The organism is Micromonospora sp. AMSO1212t (assembly GCF_008868145.1).
In the GTDB taxonomy this organism is placed as follows: Bacteria; Actinomycetota; Actinomycetes; order Mycobacteriales; family Micromonosporaceae; genus Micromonospora; species Micromonospora tulbaghiae.
Genome location: NZ_WBKS01000001.1, coordinates 144165 through 161971 on the forward strand (window position 1 = coordinate 144165; position 17807 = coordinate 161971).

Consider the following 17807-nt stretch of genomic DNA (forward strand, 5'->3'; position numbering starts at 1 on the left):
CGGCGATGCGCGGCACCGTTCCCGAGCGGCCCGTCGGCCGGCTGACCGAAGCCTGGCGTACCTGCGTCGGCACCGGCCGGTTCGACCTGGCCCTGCGACGCGACTATCAGGACTCGCTGGCGCTGGTGCAGCGGGACATCGGCTTCCGGCACATCCGCGGGCACGGGCTGCTCAGCGACGGCGTCGGTGTGCACCGCCCCTACGAGTACCGGGGCGAGCGCCGGGTGCGGCACGCCTTCACCTACGTCGACCAGGTCGTCGATGCCTACCTCGCGGTGGGCATCCGGCCCTTCGTGGAGCTGGGGTTCATGCCCTCGGCGCTCGCCTCCGGCGACCAGACGGTGTTCTGGTGGCGGGGCAACGTCACGCCTCCCCGGTCGTACACCGAATGGGGTGACCTGGTGCGCGCCACGGTGGCCCACCTGGTCGACCGGTACGGCCTCGACGAGGTGCGCGGCTGGCCCGTCGAGGTGTGGAACGAGCCCAACCTGCCGGCGTTCTGGGCGGGCGCCGACCAGGACGCCTACCACCGCCTCTACGAGGTGTCGGCGCACGCCGTCAAGGACGTCGACGCGGCGCTCCAGGTCGGGGGTCCGGCCCTCTCCCCCGGCGCCGACGAGTGGCTGAAGCCCTTCGCCGAGTTCGTCACCGACCGCGACGTACCTGTCGACTTCGTCAGCCGGCACGCCTACACCTCCGGACCGGCCCGGCACCTGCCGTTCGGCACCCGGCAGACCCTGGCCCCTGCCACGGAGCTGCTGGAGCAGTTCGCCGCGCCCCGCCGGCACCTGGCCGGCACCGCGCTGGCCGACCGGCCGGTGCACATCACCGAGTTCAACTCCTCCTACCGGCCGGACAACCCGATCCACGACACGGCCTTCCACGCCGCCTACCTCGCTCCGGTGCTGGCCGGCGGCGGGGATCTGGTCGACTCCTTCTCCTACTGGACCTTCAGCGACGTGTTCGAGGAGGAGGGGGTGCCCACCGCGCCGCTGCACGGCGGCTTCGGTCTGCTCACGCACCGGCAGGTCAAGAAACCCACCTACCATCTGTACGCGTTCATGGCCCGGCTCGGCGACGAGGTGCTCGCGCGCGGGCCGGACCACCTCGTCACCCGGCACCCCGACGGCCGGGTCGCGGTGCTGGCCTGGGCCCCTGTCGACGTCACCGGCCGGGAGCCGGCACCCGAGCGGCACACCCTGTCGCTGTCGGTTCCGATCGGCCCGCCGGGCACCGCGTCGGCGTTCCTGCTCCGCTCGTCGGTGAGCGAGGACGCCGGCAACGCCTGGGCGGCCTGGCGGCAGATGGGCAGCCCGCACTCACCCCGGCCCCGGCAGCTCGACGCGTTGCGGGAGGCCGCCGAGCCGGCCCGTACCCATCGGGCCCTGCCGGTCGCAGGCGGGCGGGCGGACCTCGACCTCGTCCTCGCCCGGCACGAGGTGACCCTCGCCGAGCTGACTCCGGTGGTGGACGAGACCCCGCCGTGGTGGGACGACGACCGGTTGCTCGACCCACCCGGGGAACGACCATGAGCAGCAACCCGGCCGGCGGGCTGCGGGAGTTCGGCGACGGGCCGCTGTCGCGGGCCGCCGCCGTGGTCCACACCCTGCTCGTGACCGAACTGCTGCTCCTGGTGAGCATGCTGCCCGGCCTGGCCGTGCTCGTGCTGCTCGAACGCGACAGCAGCAACCTCCCGCTGGTCGCCGCCGCCGCGCTGCCCGTCGGTCCGGCGGTCTCGGCCGCGCTGTACACGCTGCGGCACCAGCGCCCCGACCTGACCGATCTCCGTCCCGCGGCCGCGTTCCGCCGGGCCTACCGGGCCAACCTGCCGGGCGTGCTGCGCGTCTGGGCGCCGACGCTGCTGTGGCTGGCCGTCATCGCGGTCAACCTGGCGAACCTGCCCGCCGCTGCCGTCCCCGGCTGGTGGGCGGTACCGCTGGTGGTGGTCGGTGCGGGGGTGGTCCTGGTCGGCCTCAACGCGCTGGTGATCGTCTCGCTGTTCACCTTCCGCACCCGCGACGTGCTCCGGCTCGCCCTCTACTACGTGGGACGCAAGCCCGGCGTCACGTTCGGCAACGTCGTGCTGCTGACCGCCGCCGCCGGTGTCACAGCGGTGTTCTCCGAGGCGGTGCTCGCCCTGCTGGCCGCGCTCCTGGTGCTGGCGCTGCTGCGGATCGGCGACCCGATGATCGACGACATCCGGGCGGAGTTCACCACATGAGCGTTCCGGTCACCGGCCGGGCATCCGCCCACGCCGGCAAGTCGATCTGGCACGCCGCCTGGCTGCCGCCCGCGGCGTTCCGCGAACTCGGCTCCCGGCCGGTGCTGGTGCACGGCGAGGGCCTCCTGGTCGACACAGTCCTCGACGAGGTGAGCCGGGCCTGCGCCCGGTACGGCGGACGGGTCTGGCACGGTCCGCCGTGGCAGGTGGACGCCGACCTGGTGCTGGCCCTGCGCGAGGCCGGCCGGGTGCCGAACGTGGCGGCGGAATCGGCCCGGCTCGGTGCGACACCGGCGGTGAACGGCGCGGGCGACGGCGCCCTCGGCGACGAGGGTTATCTGCTGGCGCGGGTGGACGGCGTGACGGTGGTGCTGGCCGACGCACCGGCCGGTCTGCTGTACGGGATGTTCCACGTGGTCCGGCTCGGCGCGGCGGCCTTCGACGACGAGCTTCCGGCGCGTCGGCACCGGCCGGCGCTGGACCGGCGCATGCTCGACCACTGGGACAACGTGGACGTACACCCGGTGTCGGGCCAGGTCGAGCGGGGCTACGCCGGCGGCTCCCTGTTCTGGCGCGACGGCGCCGCCCGGCACGACCACGCCCGGCTGCGGGACTACGGGCGCCTGCTCGCCGCCTGCGGCGTCAACGCGATCACGGTGAACAACGTCAACGTGCACGACACCGAGGCGCGGCTGCTGACCGACCGGCTCGGCGACGTCGCGGAGATAGCCCAGGTGCTCCGCCCGTACGGCGTCCGGGTGCATCTGTCGGTGAGCTTCGCCGCCCCGGTGGTCCTCGGCGGCCTGCCCACCGCCGACCCGCTGGACGACCGGGTCCGGGCCTGGTGGGCCGCCGCCACCCGGCGGGTCTACCAGCGGATCCCCGACTTCGGCGGCTACCTGGTGAAGGCCGACTCCGAGGGCCGGCCCGGCCCGTTCGCGTACGGGCGGGACCACGCCGACGGCGCGAACCTGCTCGCCGAGGCGCTCGCCCCCCACGGAGGCGTGGTGCGCTGGCGGGCGTTCGTCTACGACCACCGCCAGGACTGGCGGGACCGGTCGACCGACCGGGCCCGGGCCGCCCACGACCACTTCGCGCCGCTGGACGGACGATTCGACGACAACGTGATCCTCCAGGTGAAGTTCGGTCCGATCGACTTCCAGCCGCGCGAACCGGTGTCCCCGGTGCTCGCCGCGATGCCGGCCACCCGGCTGGCGGTGGAATTGCAGGCGACGCAGGAGTACACCGGCCAGCAGCGGCACGTCTGCTACCTCGGGCCCTGGTGGAGCGAGGTGCTGCGGTTCCGGCCCCGGGGCGAGGCCGGCGGCACGATCGCCGACGTGGCGGCCGGTCGGGCGGGCGCCGGTGGCGGCCTGGTCGCCGTGGCCAACGTGGGCGACGACCCGTTCTGGACCGCGCACCCACTGGCCCAGGCCAACCTGTACGCCTTCGGCCGGCTCGCCTGGGACCCGCTGCTGGTTCCCGGCGCGATCCTCGACGAGTGGATCGACCTGACCTGGCTGCCGGTCGCCACCGGCGATCCGGAAACGGTGCGGCGGACGATGCACGCGATCATGGACGACTCCTGGCGAACCTACGAGCGCTACACCGCCCCGCTCGGCGTCGGCTTCATGGTGCGGCCCGGCCACCACTACGGCCCGGACGTGGACGGCTACGAGTACACCCCGTGGGGCACGTACCACTTCGCCGACCGCGACGGCGTCGGGGTGGACCGCACCCGGGCGACCGGGACCGGCTTCACCGGCCAGTACCCGCCGCCGTGGTCGGAGGTGTACGAGTCACGCGAGCGCTGCCCCGACGAACTGCTGTTGTTCTTCCATCACGTCCCCTACCGGCACGTGCTGCACAGTGGCCGCACCGTGATCCAGCACATCTACGACACGCACTTCGCCGGGGTCGAGGAGGTGGCGGCGATGCGCGAGCGGTGGCGACTCGTCGCCGGGGCGGTCGACCCGGCCGTCCACGACCGGGTGGCCGAGCGCCTCGACGAGCAGTTCCGCAGCGCCGTCGAGTGGCGGGACCAGATCAACACCTACTTCTTCCGCAAGTCCGGGGTGCCGGACGCGCACGGTCGCCGCATCCACTGAACCGGCGCGTTCACCAGGGGTGCACGGTGCCGTCCGTCAGCCGGTTCACCGGCAGGTAGGCCGGCGCGTACGGGTAGCGGGCCGCGGCCTGTTCGTCGATGTCCACCCCGAGCCCCGGTGTCTCGGCCGGATGCAGGTAGCCGCCGTCGTAGTGGTAGCCGTGCGGGAACACCTCGTCGGTCGCCTCGGTGTGCCGCATGTACTCCTGCAGGCCGAAGTTGGGGATGGCGAGGTCCAGGTGCAGCGCGGCGGCCATGCAGACCGGGGAGAGGTCGGTGGCGCCGTGCGAGCCGCTGCGCACGTGGTGCAGCGCGGCGAGGTCGAAGATGCGTCGCAGGTGGGTGATCCCGCCGGCGTGGACCACAGTGGTACGGACGTAGTCGATGAGCTGTTCCCGGATGAGCTGGGCGGCGTCCCAGATGCTGCTGAAGACCTCGCCGACGGCGATCGGCGTGGTGGTGTGCGAGCGGATGAGCCGGAAACCCTCCTGCAGGTCCGCCGGGACGGGATCCTCCATCCAGGTCAGCGCGTACGGCTCCAGGCTCTTGCCGAGCCGCGCCGCCTCGATCGGGGTGAGCCGGTGGTGCACGTCGTGCAGCAGCCGGAGGGTGGGCCCGAACTCCTCGCGGACCCGGGCGAACACGCTCGGCACGTGGGCCAGGTACGCCTCCGTCGACCAGGCCGTCTCGGTCGGCAGCGCGGCGTCGGCGGGCTCGTAGAACATCTTGTCGGCGCTGACGCCGTACGTCCGGGGCAGGCCGGGCACGCCGCACTGCACCCGCACCGCGCGGTAGCCGAGGTCGACGAAACGGGCTACCTCGGTCAGCACCTCGTCGACGGTCTCGCCGTTGGCATGTCCGTACACGGTCACGCCCTCGCGGGACCGGCCACCGAGCAGCTGGTAGACCGGCAGCCCGGCGACCTTGCCCTTGATGTCCCACAACGCGGTGTCCACGGCGGCGACGGCGCTCATCGTGACCGGCCCGCGCCGCCAGTACGACCCCTGGTAGAGGTACTGCCAGGTGTCCTCGATCCGGGCCGGGTCGCGCCCGATCAGCAGCGGCACGACGTGGTCGCGCAGGTAGGACGCGACGGCCAGTTCCCGGCCGTTGAGGGTGGCGTCGCCGACGCCGGTGACTCCCTCGTCCGTGACGACCTTCAGGGTCACGAAGTTGCGGCCGGGACAGGTCACGATGACCCGGGCATCGACGATTCTCATCCGGTCTCCCCTGCGGTCGGCGCGCCGGTCACCACAGGATTATCCATCATCATCGATCGATGAGGGGGTCGGTGCGGGCCGGGCCGGTCAGGCCGGTTCGGGTACGCCCCCGGGCTCCCCGTCGTCGGGCATCGGCTCGACCGGCGCCTCGGGCAGTTCGCCGGGCGTGTCCGGGAGGAGTTCGCCGGGGTCGTCCGGCACGTCCTCACGCGGGTCGATCGGCGGGTACACCTCGGGATCGAGGTCGGGGTTGGTCATCGGCCCAGTATCCGACGCCACCGCCCGGACCGCCCGCCGAGCGCGCTCGCCGGCTTTCCCGGGCGGCGCGCCCGCCCGCCGATCTTCCGGCTGTCGCGCCGGCCCTCTGCTGCCCTCGACGCATGCGCCGTCACGGGCTCTCACCGTCGCCGGCCGAGGGCGCGGACGACCGGTCCGCCGGCTTGCGCAACCACAGCCACACCCCCGCCGACAGGCACGCCGCGCCCCCGATCGCGACCGCGACCTCGGCCGGTTCGGAGAGATCGTCGAGGAACGGGAAGGTGTGCGAGGCCGCCATCGCCAGAAACCCGATCAGCAACAGGAGGCCGGCGGCGATCCGCTGGAGAACCATGCGCGTCATTGGATCACGACGCCGGCCGCAGCCCTCCAGGCGCCGTCGCGGCGGCCTGCTGCCTGTGATCGTGCGCGGCTTCGCGGCGTACTGCCTGTGCGCGCTGACCGAGGCGCACCGCGCGGTCTGACCGGTCGTCCCGACGGAGCGCGTCGGCGAGGGGCGCCCGGTGAAGGCCGGGCGTCCCTCACCGGGCGGCCGGCGCCGGTCAGCGGCGCCGGGAGCCGGTCATCGGCGGAACGGCCCGGTGACGCAGTAGGTGATGCCGCCGGAGGACGAGCCGGTCGTGCCGCGTTGCGACGAGAAGTACAGCCGGTCCCCCGCCGGGGTGAACGCCGGCCCGGTGATCTCCGAACCGCTCTGTCCGGTGATCCGCAGGAAGACGGAGATCTTGTCGTCCGGCGTGATCATGCAGATCTCCATGTTGCCGCCGTCCTCGGCGACGTACAGGTCACCGGCCGTGGACCCGGTGATGTTGTCGACGCCGGTCAGCGGAGCGGTGCCGGGGCTGACCAGGTTGTCGTCGTAGGCGAGTTCGTACGTGCCGGCGGCCAGGTTGACCTGCCACACGCGGTTGTCGCCCTTCGTGGTGAACCAGACGGTGTCGTCCGCGTAGTGGCAGCCCTCGCCACCGTTGAACGTCTTCGCGCCGGACACCTGCTGCCGCGTGGGCGTGGGTGAGCCGTCCGGGTCGGGCACCGTGGCCCAGGTGAACGTGCCGGAGGTGGCCGTGCCGGCGCGGAAGACCTGGAGGGTTCCGGCGGACAGGTCGCCCCAGGTGGCCGGCACGAAGCGGTAGAACTTGCCGTCGGTCTCGTCCTCGGTCAGGTAGACGACCCGGCGGACCGGGTCGGCCGCGGCCGCCTCGTGCTTGAACCGGCCCATCGCGGGACGCGCCACGGCGGTCCCGCCGAGCGGGTACGTCTCGAAGACCCGGCCCAGGGACACCTCCTCGCAGGAGAGCCAGGTGTTCCACGGCGTCTTGCCCCCGGCGCAGTTGCTGTCGGTGCCGGAGAGGATCCGCGACGCCCCGACCACGGAACCGGCGGAGTTGAAGACGAGACGCGAGGCGCCGCCGCCCGCACCGGCCGCCACCTCGGAGTTCGACACGTAGATCCAGCCGGAGCCGTTCGGGAACACGGCGCCGCCGTCCGGAGCGTCGTGCCAGGTGTACGACGTCCCCGGCACCGTCCGACGGGAACGCGCGACGATCGAGCTGGTGAACCCGGCCGGCAACTGGATGCCGTTGGCGTCGGCGGCCTGAAGCCCACCGTAGGGCCCCCCCGCGTTCTGCGCCGGCGCTCCGTACGCGGCCGACCACGCCGTGAACGGCAGGGCGAGGGCGCCCGCACCGACAACAGTGGCCCGCAACATCGCTCGACGATCCATGGAACCTCCTCCGTAGGTTCCCCAGATCCGACCGTGCGGAGCTTACGCACTCCGAACTGTTGGATGAACGTCGATGGACGGCTCGGTGTGCGACGTCGTGCCCGCGCCGCTAGGGGCGCAGATCCGTCCGTGCCTCCCCCGACGAGGGGTCGTACGGGTAGGAGAGGTGCTGGTGGGTCATCAGCCAGGCCCCGTCGCGTCGCTGGAAGACCCGGGTGCCCCGGGACCAGCTCTCGATCGGCGGACCCCCGTTCGGGCGAACCGAGACGCGGTTGAGGCCCCACGCGACGGCGAGGTCCCCGTCGACCACGATCGTCAGGTCGGGCACGTCCCAGGCGACTGATCCGTCACCTGACGCCGCCAGACCCGCCGCGCAGACCTCACGGACCGCGTTCACGCCGACGTGTCGCAGCGGCTGGTCGTGCTCGTACGAGACCACGTCATCGGCGACCGCATCCATCAGGGCATCGAGGTCCTTGGCCGCGGTGCCCTCGAACCAGCGCTGGTGGAGCCGGCGCACCTCCGCCTCGGCGGTGGTCGCGTCCAGGGTCGGCTCGGCGGCGGGATCGGCCAGCGGGAAGGAGTGGTGTTCGTGGGTGACGACCCACCGGCCCTCCCGCCTGCGCAGGCCGAACGTCAGCCGCAGGCGGTCCGACGGACGTGCGGCGAGGTCGGCCGCCGTACCGCAGCGCAGGAGCGCGTACGCGAAGGCGACGTCCTCGCCGGCGACGACGTCCAGCGACTCGATCTCGAACGACGCGCCCTGCGCCTGCCACCTGAAGAACGGCGGCCAGATCTCCCGGTAGGCGGCCAACCCGCGCACGCCCTCGTACGGCGGTGGCACGTCGAACATCACCATGTCCTCGGCATGGTCGGCCAGGACGCCGGCGAGGTCCCCGTCATGAACCGCGGCGGCCCAGCGCTCGACCAGGGCCCGGATCTGTTCTTCGTTGCTCGGCATGTCGGCTCTGCCCTTCGTGGCTGGTGAACCCGTCAGGACTACAACCCCGGCCGAACCGCGAACTCATCGCCTCCACGCGAACTTTCCGGCAGCCGATCCGGTAGGTCGAAGGCGGGCAGGCGCGCGTCGAGGAACGAGACGACCTCGGCCACCCGGCGCCCCCGCAGCACGAGCAGGTCCAACCCCGCCGGCAGGTAGGCGGCAGCCGCGTCGTTCCACAGGTACGTACCGAACGCGAGCTGCCCGTTGGCACTCGCCGGCAGGAACCGCCACCTCCGCCCACCCGTCACCTCGGCCAGGAAACCGCGGATCTGCTCATGGCCCTCGTACCAGACGGTCAGCGGCGGCATCGAGTACCGCGCGTCCTCCGTCAGCATCGCCACGATCGTCTCGACGTCACCGGATTCCCACGCCGCGGCGTACCGCCTGGCCACCTCCCGCTGCCCCGCGTCGCCCACGTCGGCGAGGATCCGCTGCTGACTGTTCGACGGCGTCAGCCCGGCGACGATCCGGCGGGCCCGCTGCATCGCGCTGTTGACCGCGGCGACGGTGGTGACCAGCATCCCGGCGGTCTCCTCGGCGGAGTAGCCGAGAACGTCACGCAGCAGCAGAGCGGCACGTTGCCGCGGCGGCAGATGCTGCAACGCGGCGACGAACGCGAGTTCCATGGTCTCCCTCGCCATCGCGTGGGTCTCCGGATCCCGTGCGGTGGACGGGGCCGCAAGGCGGTCCGGATACGGTTCGAGCCAGGTCACCTCGGCCCGGGACACGCCCGGGGCGGTGAAATCGGTCGGCAGTTCACGCCGCCCGCGCGAGTGGAGGAGAGACAGTGCCCGGTTGGTGGCGATCCGGTAGAGCCACGGCCGGATCGACCCATGCCCCTCGAACCGGCCGACTGCTCGCCATGCCCGGTCCATGGTGTCCTGGACCGCGTCCTCCGCGTCGTGGAAGGAACCGAGCATCCGGTAGCAGTGCGCACGCAGCTCGTCCCGCAGGGGTGCGACCAGACGACTGAAGGCCGCGCCGTCGCCCGCACGCGCCGCTGCCAGCAGCGTCGCCGTCACGTCCTCGCCCGACGGACCGGCCTCCGCCGATGGTTCGCCCTGGCTCACCCGCCTCAATCTAGTGCCGGGCACCGTCCCGGGTGCCCGGTCTCTGCTCCCCACCGGCGGGGACCGGTGGGCCAGGACACAGAGGGAACGACCTTGGTCGATTCCTTGACTCTCCCGGTGAGACCGCTAACACTTGTCTGCAACGCGCACTTAACAACCAGAACACATCTGCTCGCCTCGGCGAGAGGCGCCGGAGCTGCCCTGATGGCACGCAACTACGTCCAGACCGCGAAGCCCTCCGGGTCGAGCACGAGTCAGCGATGTTAGCGCTAACGAAGCTGGGCTCCCGACGAGCAGCAGAGGCTTCGTCGATCAGTCTGATCCGAACCCAGAGAGGCCAGACCGGTGACTGACCAATTCTCGACGCGGACCGCGTCGCCGCGGGGCCACGCAGCCGGACCGTCGCCGAGCACCCGGTCGATTCGCCGGCTGCTGATCGTGCTGGTGGCCGCCATGACGGCGATGGGTGGCGGCGTCGTCGTCATGTCGGCGCCGGCCGTTGCCGCCACGAACCAGTTCCGGGGCATGAACTGGGCCGTGCTGGGTGACAACTTCAGCACCGGCCCTCTCGTCGTGCAGGGCCTGAGCTCCTCCGACAGCAACGCGACGGTCCGGGCCAAGGCCAACGCCCTCTATGACGACATGGCTTCCACCATGGGCGTCAACACCGTCCGGCTGCCCATCAACACCCACACGGTCGGGACGGCGTGGTGGGAGGCCTACCGAGGCGCCGTCGACGCCGCCACCGCCCGCGGGTTCAAGGTCATCCTCGCCTACTGGGAGGACGGCGCCGCCTCCGGTGGCAGGATCACGAACCTCGCCGCGTGGAACGCGATGTGGTCCACGGTGACCAACACGTACGGCTCGAACCCCAACGTCTACTTCGAGCCGATGAACGAGCCCCACGGTTACAGCTCGACCGAGTGGCGCGACGTCGCGGCCAACTGGCTCAGCTACCACTACTCGGCGGCGCCCAGCCGGGTGCTCGTCGGGGGCACCGGGTTCAGCCAGGACCTGCGGGACGTCTGCAACGACACCCGCTTCGCCTCGACGCTGCTGTCCTTCCACCACTACGCCTTCTTCTACGGCGAGATGACCTACGACGCCTTCCGGAGCCACATCCAGACCCGCCTCGGCAACTGCGCGTCGCGGGCGGTCGCCACCGAGTTCGGCGCACCCATGAACGACGGCCGCAACTACGCCGACGCGAACAGCACCGACAACTTCGTCCGCCACATCCGCGCCATGGCCCAGGTCATGCGCGACAACCGGATGGGCGGCACCTACTGGCCCGCCCTCGGCGGAAAGCCCGGCACCATCGGCTACGACTGGTACTCGATGTACTCGCTCAGCGGTAGCGGCACCGACCTCAACCTGACCGTCCGCAACACCTCCGGCGCCGACCAGATCCGGTACGGGTGGGGCGACACCATCGGGGGTGGCCCCACGACGCCCCCGCCGTCGACGGGAACGTTCTACCGGATCACCGTGCGGCACAGCGGCAAGGCCATGGACGTCCAACAACCGAACACCGACAACGGCGCGCGCGTCGGCCAGTACACGTACAACGGCAATGCGTGGCAGCAGTGGCAGTTCCAGGACGCCGGCAGCGGCTACTGGCGCCTCGTCAGCCGCAACAGCGGGAAGTGCCTCGACGTGGTGAGCGCGTCCACCGCCGACGGCGCCGAGCTGATCCAGTACACCTGTGGCACCGGCAGCAATCAGCAGTTCCAGATCGTCGCCAACGGCAGCTACTTCCAGCTGCGGGCACGACACAGCGGCAAATGCGTGGACGTACCGGCCGCATCCACCGCAGACGGAGTCGTCCTCAAGCAGTACACGTGCAACACCGGCGCCAACCAGCAGTGGTCGCGTACGACCGCCTGACGGACCCCTTCCCGGAAGAGCCCCACCCCTGCGGTGTGCCCGAGATCCCGCACCCGGAAGATCGCCTGCGGCAGCGGGCGTGCCGGACCGCACGGATTCCGCGCGGTCGCGCCCAGCTCACGGACGCGCGGCTGTCGGTGTGGCTCACCCCCGACCGGTCACCGGCGCAGGTGGCCGATGCCGTGCTGGTCGAGCCAGGTGACCGTCCGCGGCACGAACGTCGGCCCCGCCGAGCCGGCGCTGACGTCGGTGGCGATCAGCGGTACCTGGGCGGCGACCGGGAGCAGGGTCGACCGCCAGCAGGCCGGCGTGGCGCAGGCCGAGCGGTCGTCGACGCGCCAGGCGGCGGCCACGCTGCGGCCGTCCGGGTCGGCCGGGCGGTATTCCAGCCACCGGCGCAGGTCGTTGCCGCCGTCGATCCCGGCGGCGAGGACCAGGTTGAACGAGCCCTGGACGCGAAGCAGGCGAATCTGCTCCTGCACGCCGAAGGTCGGCAGGCCGGCGTCGGCGCACGCGGTGCCGCCGTCGCGCCAGCAGGTCCAGACCACCGCGGGATCTGCGCCACCGGCCGCCGGGAAGTCGTAGGACGAGATGTCGAAGACGACTGCGTTGTCGTCGCCGAACACCTCCGCCGCCGCGCTCCAGAAAGAGCGGGTGGCGAGAACGTCGCTCTGGTGCAGCGACACGACGGGTGTGATGCCGGCCCGGACGAGCCGGTCGACGTACAGGGCCGCCTCGTCGAGGTAGCCGACGCGGTTATGCCTGTCGGCAGGGCTGCCGGTGTAGACGTAGCAGGCGTCGCTCAGCACGATCCGCACCGCGTTGACGCCGCGGGCCCGCAGCGCGCCTACGGACGCGTCGTCGACCGGGCCGTCCCAGCGGATCGGTCCCCACGCGCATTCGCCGGGCACGGCCGACCGGACGATTCCGCGTGGCCGGTACGGCCTCGGGTCGGCGGTGACCGTGAGGATGCGGTTGCCGAACGCCTTCAGCGCGGGTGCGGCACCGGGCGCCGGCGGCGGGAGCACCCGGACGCCGCGGACCTCGGCGGTGGCCTGGGCGCCACCGCTGTCGTAGGCGGTGGCGGTGACGCGGGTACCGCTGTTCGGCGGCACACCGCGCCAGTCGAACGCGTACGGCGCGGTGGTGTCCACGGCGAGCAACGTGCCGCGCTCCCGGAACTCGACCCGCTCGATCCGCCGGCCGGCCGCCGCCGTGACCTCCGCACGGATCGGGATGACGCCCGGCGCGGCGAAGAAGTCGTTGGGCAGGGGCGAGGTGAGCGCCACCGACGGCCCGCCCGGCAGCGGGCTGGGCTGCGGGCTCCCCGAGGCCGCCGGCGGCGACGAGCCGGTCGGGCTGGCGACGTCCGCGTTGCACGGCTGGCCGCTCAACACCCAGTCGGTCGGCTCGGGGTCGGCGCCCCGGAAGTTGCCGCCGAACCGCACCGTCACCGAGGCGCCGGTCGGCAGCGTGGACCCCGCCGGCGGGCGGAGCATGGTCACCGGGTACAACTCGCCGCTGCCGAGCGTGTATCCGTCCGGCAGCCGGTCGAGGCCCATGGTGATCGTTTGGCCGTTGGCCTGCCGGAACCGGAGCCACCAGTCGGTGACGGGCGAGCCCAGGTTGGTGACGGTGAGCTCGGCCCAGAAGCCGCTGGACCACTCCCGGGTGATCTTGTAGTCCACCGTGCACGCCGTCGCGGCGTAGGCCGGCCCCAGCACCATCGTCATGGCCCCGCCGACGACGACCGCGGCGGCCGTGGCCAGCGCGAGGATCCTGCGTCGCATCATGCCCCCGCATTCATCGATACGTATCGCTTCACACAGCCTCAGCGGCCGGGGCACGGTCTGTCAATACCGCGGTGCCGCGGGCTGCGGAGGAACGGCATGAGCTCCGCCCAGGCCTGCAAGCCCGCTCATCTCGAGCGGGCTCCCGAAAGGCCCAGCCGACACCGACCTTCCAACTGCTGCACAGCCACGCGGAGCGCGGCAAAGGAGTAGCCATCCATGGCACGACGCCCGTCTGGCGGAGGGCAGGTGGCGCGTGGGACGCTCCCGTCATGCGTATCGCCGAGCACATTGCCGCGCTGGATGAGGAAGGCGTCCGACTGGCAGAGGCGGCGGACCGGGCGGGAATGGACGCACTCGTGCCCACCTGCCCTGGATGGCAGGTCCGTGATCTACTGCGCCATGTCGGCGGTGTCCATCGCTGGGCCATGGCCCACGTGATCACGAGACGCCGTCAGCCTTTCTCCACTCGGGAAGAGGCGGAGTTCTTCGCCGCAGTCGATGACGACGAACTGCTGGACCGGTATCGGGAGAGCCACCGCGCACTCGTGGACACGCTGGCAGCGGCTGACGAGAGCGTCGAGTGTTGGACGTTTCTGCCCGCACCCTCGCCGTTGGCGTTCTGGGCACGGCGGCAGGCTCACGAGACAGCAGTACACCGCGCCGATGCCGAGTCGGCCGTCTCCACGGTTCCGTACTGGGACCCGTCCTTCGCCGCCGACGGCATCGAGGAACTACTCAGCGGCTTCTTCGGCCGGCCCGGTGGGCGTCTGGTGGCCGATCCACCCCTCAGCATGGCCCTGGTGCCCACTGATATCGACGCGGGATGGACCTTCCACATCGAGCCGGCCGGACGCCGCCTGGTCGCCGGTGAGATGCCGGCCCAGCTGACCATCGTGGGAACTGCATCGGAGCTCTACCTGTTGTTGTGGAACCGGAGCGGGACCGAACGCCTTGACCTACGCGGGGACGCGGCCGTCTTGGGTCTCTGGCGGACACGGGCCACGATCACCTGGAACTGACGCGGTCGTCCCGGGAGGGTCATCCCGGCGCCGCCCACCGTGGCTCCCACCCGCTCGTCGACACGACCGAACGCTTCGCCCCACCCCGACGCCCGTGTCGCAACGTGCCGCCCGATGCGCGACGTCGCAGCAGGTACGCCGCATCGCGCAGCGCGGGCGGCCTCGCCGGCGGTCATGGCTCTGCTGGCCGGCGTCATCTTCGTCCGCTACCCGTCGGTCCGCCGACGACACGGGCGGACGCCTCTGCCGGACACCGGTTCCGGCCGTGTTCCCGCAACGCCGCGCACCGGGTACCGAACACGGCAACTTCGACCGCCCGCTGGTTCCCGGGGTAATGGTTGCGTGCGACGAGAACGCATTGTGGAGAAGTCGTCCGTCGATTCCTCAAGCCTTGTGGACCATGGCAGGACCGGCGATACTCGGATGGGGCGAGTTTGCTGACCGGCTCAGGATTCCTGCGATCTGTCCGCCGGAGTCCCATGGCGCGGCGCCGGTCCATCCAACGGCGGCCGGCCCGTCTCCGCAAGGAACCCGCCGACGCCTCTCTCACCGCAGCTGATTCCAGCGGAAGGGTCACCATGCAGCGCACCATGCTGAGATCGAAGATTCACCGTGCCACGGTCACCCAGGCCGATTTGCACTACGTCGGGTCGTTGACGCTCTGTCGGGACCTCATGACGGCCGCCGACCTCCTGCCCGGTGAGCGGGTCGACATCGTCGACATCAACAACGGCAACCGGCTCTCCACGTACGTCATCGAAGGCCCGCCCGGCAGCGGCGTGGTCGGCATCAACGGCGCGGCCGCGCGGCTCATCGCCCCTGGCGACATCGTGATCATCATCGCCTACGGCGTGTTCTCGGAAGCCGAGATCGCGCACCACCAGGCGCGGGTGGTCTTCGTGGACCAGGACAACCGGGCGCTCGGGACCGGTGCGGACCTCGCCGCACCCGTGCCCGGCACCAGGACCGTACGCGGTGATGTCGTCGCTCGGTGACCCGTCTCGTCGACGGTCCCGCTCACCGCCGGGCGCGCCGGCGGCCGGCCGCAGCCGCGATACCTCGCCAGTACGGCCACGCCGGTCATCAGAATAATTACCGCCGATCGAAGAAGGTAATCACCGCACGTAGAATCTGGATTTTCCACGACCAGCGAATGCGAATCCGCACCCCCGATGGCAGGCTGTTGCATCTAGAGCCGCTCCGCCGCGAGCTGCCACCCGCTGGAAACATTTATGCGAGTTACCGCAGTGCCGCACGTCTGCTCACATTGAATTCGGGGGAACCGTGACCCAGGTCCAGTTTCTCGTCAACTCAGCGGCCTATCGCGCCGACCTCGTCGAGGGCCTCGCGATCGCCGGAATCGCGGCGACCGTGGCGAGGACCCTGTCCGACCCTGAGATCCTGTGGTCCGCCGACGCCGTCCTGATCGACACCGACGTGCTGCGGTCGGACCGGGACCTGTCGCACGTCGCCGAAATCGCCCGGCTCACCGTGGTCCTCCTGCTCCACGACACGGCGACGGTGACGTCGGCCAAGCACCGGATGTACCGCGAGGCCGGAGCCGTCGGTGTGATCAGCAAGCGCGAGCCCGTTGACCGCCTCGTCGCCGTGGTGCGGGCGGTCACGTACGGATGCGAGACCACCGCCCGGCGGGACAACGACGGCGCCGCCGGGACCGGGGAGCACGCCGAACCGGTCGGGGGCGAGCTCTCGGCGCGGGAGCAGGAGGTGCTGTCGAAGATCTCGCGCGGCCTGACGCACGGGCAGATCGCGACGCGCCTGGGGATCAGTCCGCACACGGTGGACACCTACGTGAAGCGCATCCGGGCGAAACTCGGGGTGGGCAACAAGGCGGAACTCACCCGGGTTGCCCTGCTGCGTCGCACGGCGGCTGCGTCCGGCTCGCCGCGGGGAGGCCGGGTGGGCCCGGGACGTGCTCCCCTCGACGGCCGGCGCGGACGTCCAGCCGCGTGAGACCGACCGACGGCCGAGCCGCCGTCCGTCAGCCCAGATCGCGTGAGATCACGTCGATCACCCGCTGAAGGCCGACCTCGTTGAGGAAGTGGCCCGTGTCGAGGACGTCCAGGTGGAAACCCGCCACCGTCTCCTCGCTCCACGGCGCCATCAGGCTCGGAGACGCCTCGATGTCGTCCCGGCCGGCGAAGGCGTGGACGGGGACGTTCAGCGGTGGTGACGGACGGTACGCGTGAGTGGCGAGGACCGTCAGGTCCGCACGCAGGATGGGCAGCAGCGCCGAGAGGAGATCGTCGTCGTCGAACACCTCCCGCGGCGTTCCACCCAGCTCTCTCATGTAGGCGACGAGTTCCTCGTCGCTCTCGTTCCATCCCCGGACCACCTCTTCGAGAACGGGAGCGGTGCTGCTCGACACGTAGAGCTTCCTCGGAAGGGGGAGCTGACGGTCACGGAGCGCGTGCGCGAGGGCCCGGGAGACCCGCGCGCCCATGCTGGCGCCGAAACACGCGAAGGGCCGGTCCAGGATCGGTTCCAGCACCTCGATCAGCTCGTCCACGAGCGTCGTCATGCTGGTGTGGGGCGTCTCCATGAACCGGTCCGCCCGGCCGGGCAGTTGCACCGCGACCGGTTCGATGGAGGGCGGCAGCAGGTGCGCCCAGTTCCGGAACATCGACACGCTGCCCCCGGCGTAGTGGAAGCACAGCAGCATGATCCCGGCGTCCTCGCGCCTGCCCAGTCCCTTGAGCCAGCGAAATTCGTCCACGGTCAGCCCGCGCGGCCCAGGCCGTCGCACATCAGCCGGAGCAGGTCCGGCGGCGCCTCGATGAACCTGTGGTGAGGGCCGGGCAGCAGCTCGAAGGTCGTCTCGCCGCAGGACGCCCACCCACCCATGGTGTCGTGGCGGATCTCCACGTCCTCGGTCCATCCGATCGCGGTGATCGGGCAGGTGAGCCGGAACGGATCGGGCACCACGTAACGCTTGTTGGTCTCCACGTCCTCCCGCAGCACCTCTACGTAGAAGGAGATGAGGGCCGGATTCGGCTCCGCGCCGAGTTGCCGGCTCAGCGTGGCGAGCTCCTCGGCGAGTTCCTCGTCGGTCATCTGCAGGAAGCGGCCGAACGGACCGTCCTGGGGCGCCACCTGCGAGGAGATGTAGACCCGGGCGGGCTGCGGCAGCCCGGCCCGGATGATCTCCGACGACACCTCGTAGGCGGCCAGCGCCGAACCGCAGTGCCCGAAGAAGGCGTACGGCAGGTCGAGATACGGCTCGAGACCGGCGACCATCAGCTTCGCCAGCTCCTGGTAGGTCTCGAAGTTGGGCTCGGCCAGCCTGGTCTCGTGACCGGGCAGTTCCACCGGTAGCAGGTCGACCCCGTCGTGCTGCGGGGGCCATCTGCGGTACATGCTGGCACCACACCCCGAGTAGGGGATGAGGAACACCCGCCCGGACACCCCGGCGGACGGTTCCCGGGGCAGCCACTTGTTCCGTTGATTGGGCATCGGCAGCACTCCAG

At 71.3% G+C, this 17807-nt stretch carries 16 protein-coding genes; 7 read left to right on the forward strand and 9 right to left on the reverse strand.

Annotated elements, in window-relative coordinates; all coding sequences use genetic code 11:
• The first annotated feature begins 5 nt into the window (after nt 1-5).
• From F8279_RS00430 to F8279_RS00440, 3 genes are read left to right on the forward strand one after another with little or no spacing between them, the layout of a single operon-like run.
• Nucleotides 6-1532: a xylan 1,4-beta-xylosidase gene (locus F8279_RS00430; protein ID WP_151498729.1), complete on the forward strand. Its 1527-nt coding sequence runs from the start codon at nt 6-8 to the stop codon at nt 1530-1532.
• Nucleotides 1529-2221, forward strand: coding sequence for a hypothetical protein (locus tag F8279_RS00435; protein ID WP_151498730.1), 693 nt, complete (start codon nt 1529-1531; stop codon nt 2219-2221). Before F8279_RS00430 ends, F8279_RS00435 begins: the two co-directional genes overlap by 4 nt.
• Nucleotides 2218-4329, forward strand: a complete 2112-nt coding sequence (locus F8279_RS00440; RefSeq protein ID WP_151498731.1) for an alpha-glucuronidase — start codon at nt 2218-2220, stop codon at nt 4327-4329. Before F8279_RS00435 ends, F8279_RS00440 begins: the two co-directional genes overlap by 4 nt.
• A 10-nt stretch (nt 4330-4339) precedes the next feature.
• Here the strand turns inward: F8279_RS00440 and manD are convergent, their stop codons facing one another.
• From manD to F8279_RS00465, 6 genes are all read right to left on the reverse strand, one after another.
• Nucleotides 4340-5548: a D-mannonate dehydratase ManD gene (gene manD, locus F8279_RS00445; protein WP_091416341.1), complete on the reverse strand. Its 1209-nt coding sequence runs from the start codon at nt 5546-5548 to the stop codon at nt 4340-4342.
• An 87-nt stretch (nt 5549-5635) separates the two neighbouring features.
• Complete coding sequence (locus F8279_RS30135) at nt 5636-5806, reverse strand: hypothetical protein (RefSeq protein ID WP_013287071.1); 171 nt, start codon at nt 5804-5806, stop codon at nt 5636-5638.
• Nucleotides 5807-5936: 130 nt separating this feature from the next.
• Entirely contained in the window at nt 5937-6158 is a 222-nt protein-coding gene (locus tag F8279_RS00450) for a hypothetical protein (RefSeq protein ID WP_225853056.1), read from the reverse strand.
• 228 nt (nt 6159-6386) lie between these two features.
• Nucleotides 6387-7547 carry an alkaline phosphatase PhoX gene (locus F8279_RS00455; RefSeq protein ID WP_151498732.1) on the reverse strand — a complete coding sequence of 387 codons (1161 nt, stop codon included), beginning with the start codon at nt 7545-7547 and terminating at the stop codon, nt 6387-6389.
• A 109-nt stretch (nt 7548-7656) separates the two neighbouring features.
• Nucleotides 7657-8508 (reverse strand): nuclear transport factor 2 family protein, encoded by an 852-nt coding sequence (locus tag F8279_RS00460; protein WP_151498733.1) that lies wholly within the window; start codon nt 8506-8508, stop codon nt 7657-7659.
• Nucleotides 8509-8546: 38 nt separating this feature from the next.
• Nucleotides 8547-9557: a sigma-70 family RNA polymerase sigma factor gene (locus tag F8279_RS00465; protein ID WP_151498755.1), complete on the reverse strand. Its 1011-nt coding sequence runs from the start codon at nt 9555-9557 to the stop codon at nt 8547-8549.
• Nucleotides 9558-9965: 408 nt separating this feature from the next.
• Between F8279_RS00465 and F8279_RS00470 the strand changes: the two genes are divergently transcribed.
• On the forward strand, nt 9966-11507 hold the full coding sequence (locus F8279_RS00470; RefSeq protein WP_225853057.1) for an RICIN domain-containing protein: 1542 nt from the start codon (nt 9966-9968) through the stop codon (nt 11505-11507).
• Nucleotides 11508-11665: 158 nt separating this feature from the next.
• Here the strand turns inward: F8279_RS00470 and F8279_RS00475 are convergent, their stop codons facing one another.
• On the reverse strand, nt 11666-13297 hold the full coding sequence (locus tag F8279_RS00475) for an Ig-like domain-containing protein (protein WP_225853058.1): 1632 nt from the start codon (nt 13295-13297) through the stop codon (nt 11666-11668).
• Nucleotides 13298-13569: 272 nt separating this feature from the next.
• Between F8279_RS00475 and F8279_RS00480 the strand changes: the two genes are divergently transcribed.
• From F8279_RS00480 to F8279_RS00490, 3 genes are all read left to right on the forward strand, one after another.
• Nucleotides 13570-14319 (forward strand): maleylpyruvate isomerase family mycothiol-dependent enzyme, encoded by a 750-nt coding sequence (locus F8279_RS00480; RefSeq protein ID WP_151498734.1) that lies wholly within the window; start codon nt 13570-13572, stop codon nt 14317-14319.
• 578 nt (nt 14320-14897) lie between these two features.
• The gene (gene panD / locus F8279_RS00485; RefSeq protein ID WP_091416322.1) at nt 14898-15314 is read left to right on the forward strand and encodes an aspartate 1-decarboxylase; all 417 of its coding nucleotides are present in this window, start codon (nt 14898-14900) and stop codon (nt 15312-15314) included.
• A gap of 289 nt (nt 15315-15603) precedes the next feature.
• Nucleotides 15604-16293, forward strand: coding sequence for a LuxR C-terminal-related transcriptional regulator (locus tag F8279_RS00490; protein WP_091416318.1), 690 nt, complete (start codon nt 15604-15606; stop codon nt 16291-16293).
• Between the two features lie 28 nt (nt 16294-16321).
• On the opposite strand, the gene F8279_RS00495 is transcribed toward F8279_RS00490, so the two are convergent.
• Both F8279_RS00495 and F8279_RS00500 read right to left on the reverse strand, forming a co-directional pair.
• Nucleotides 16322-17056 (reverse strand): thioesterase II family protein, encoded by a 735-nt coding sequence (locus F8279_RS00495; RefSeq protein WP_225853059.1) that lies wholly within the window; start codon nt 17054-17056, stop codon nt 16322-16324.
• Nucleotides 17057-17058: 2 nt separating this feature from the next.
• Nucleotides 17059-17793, reverse strand: coding sequence for a thioesterase II family protein (locus tag F8279_RS00500; protein WP_091418355.1), 735 nt, complete (start codon nt 17791-17793; stop codon nt 17059-17061).
• Nucleotides 17794-17807: the final 14 nt, after the last annotated feature.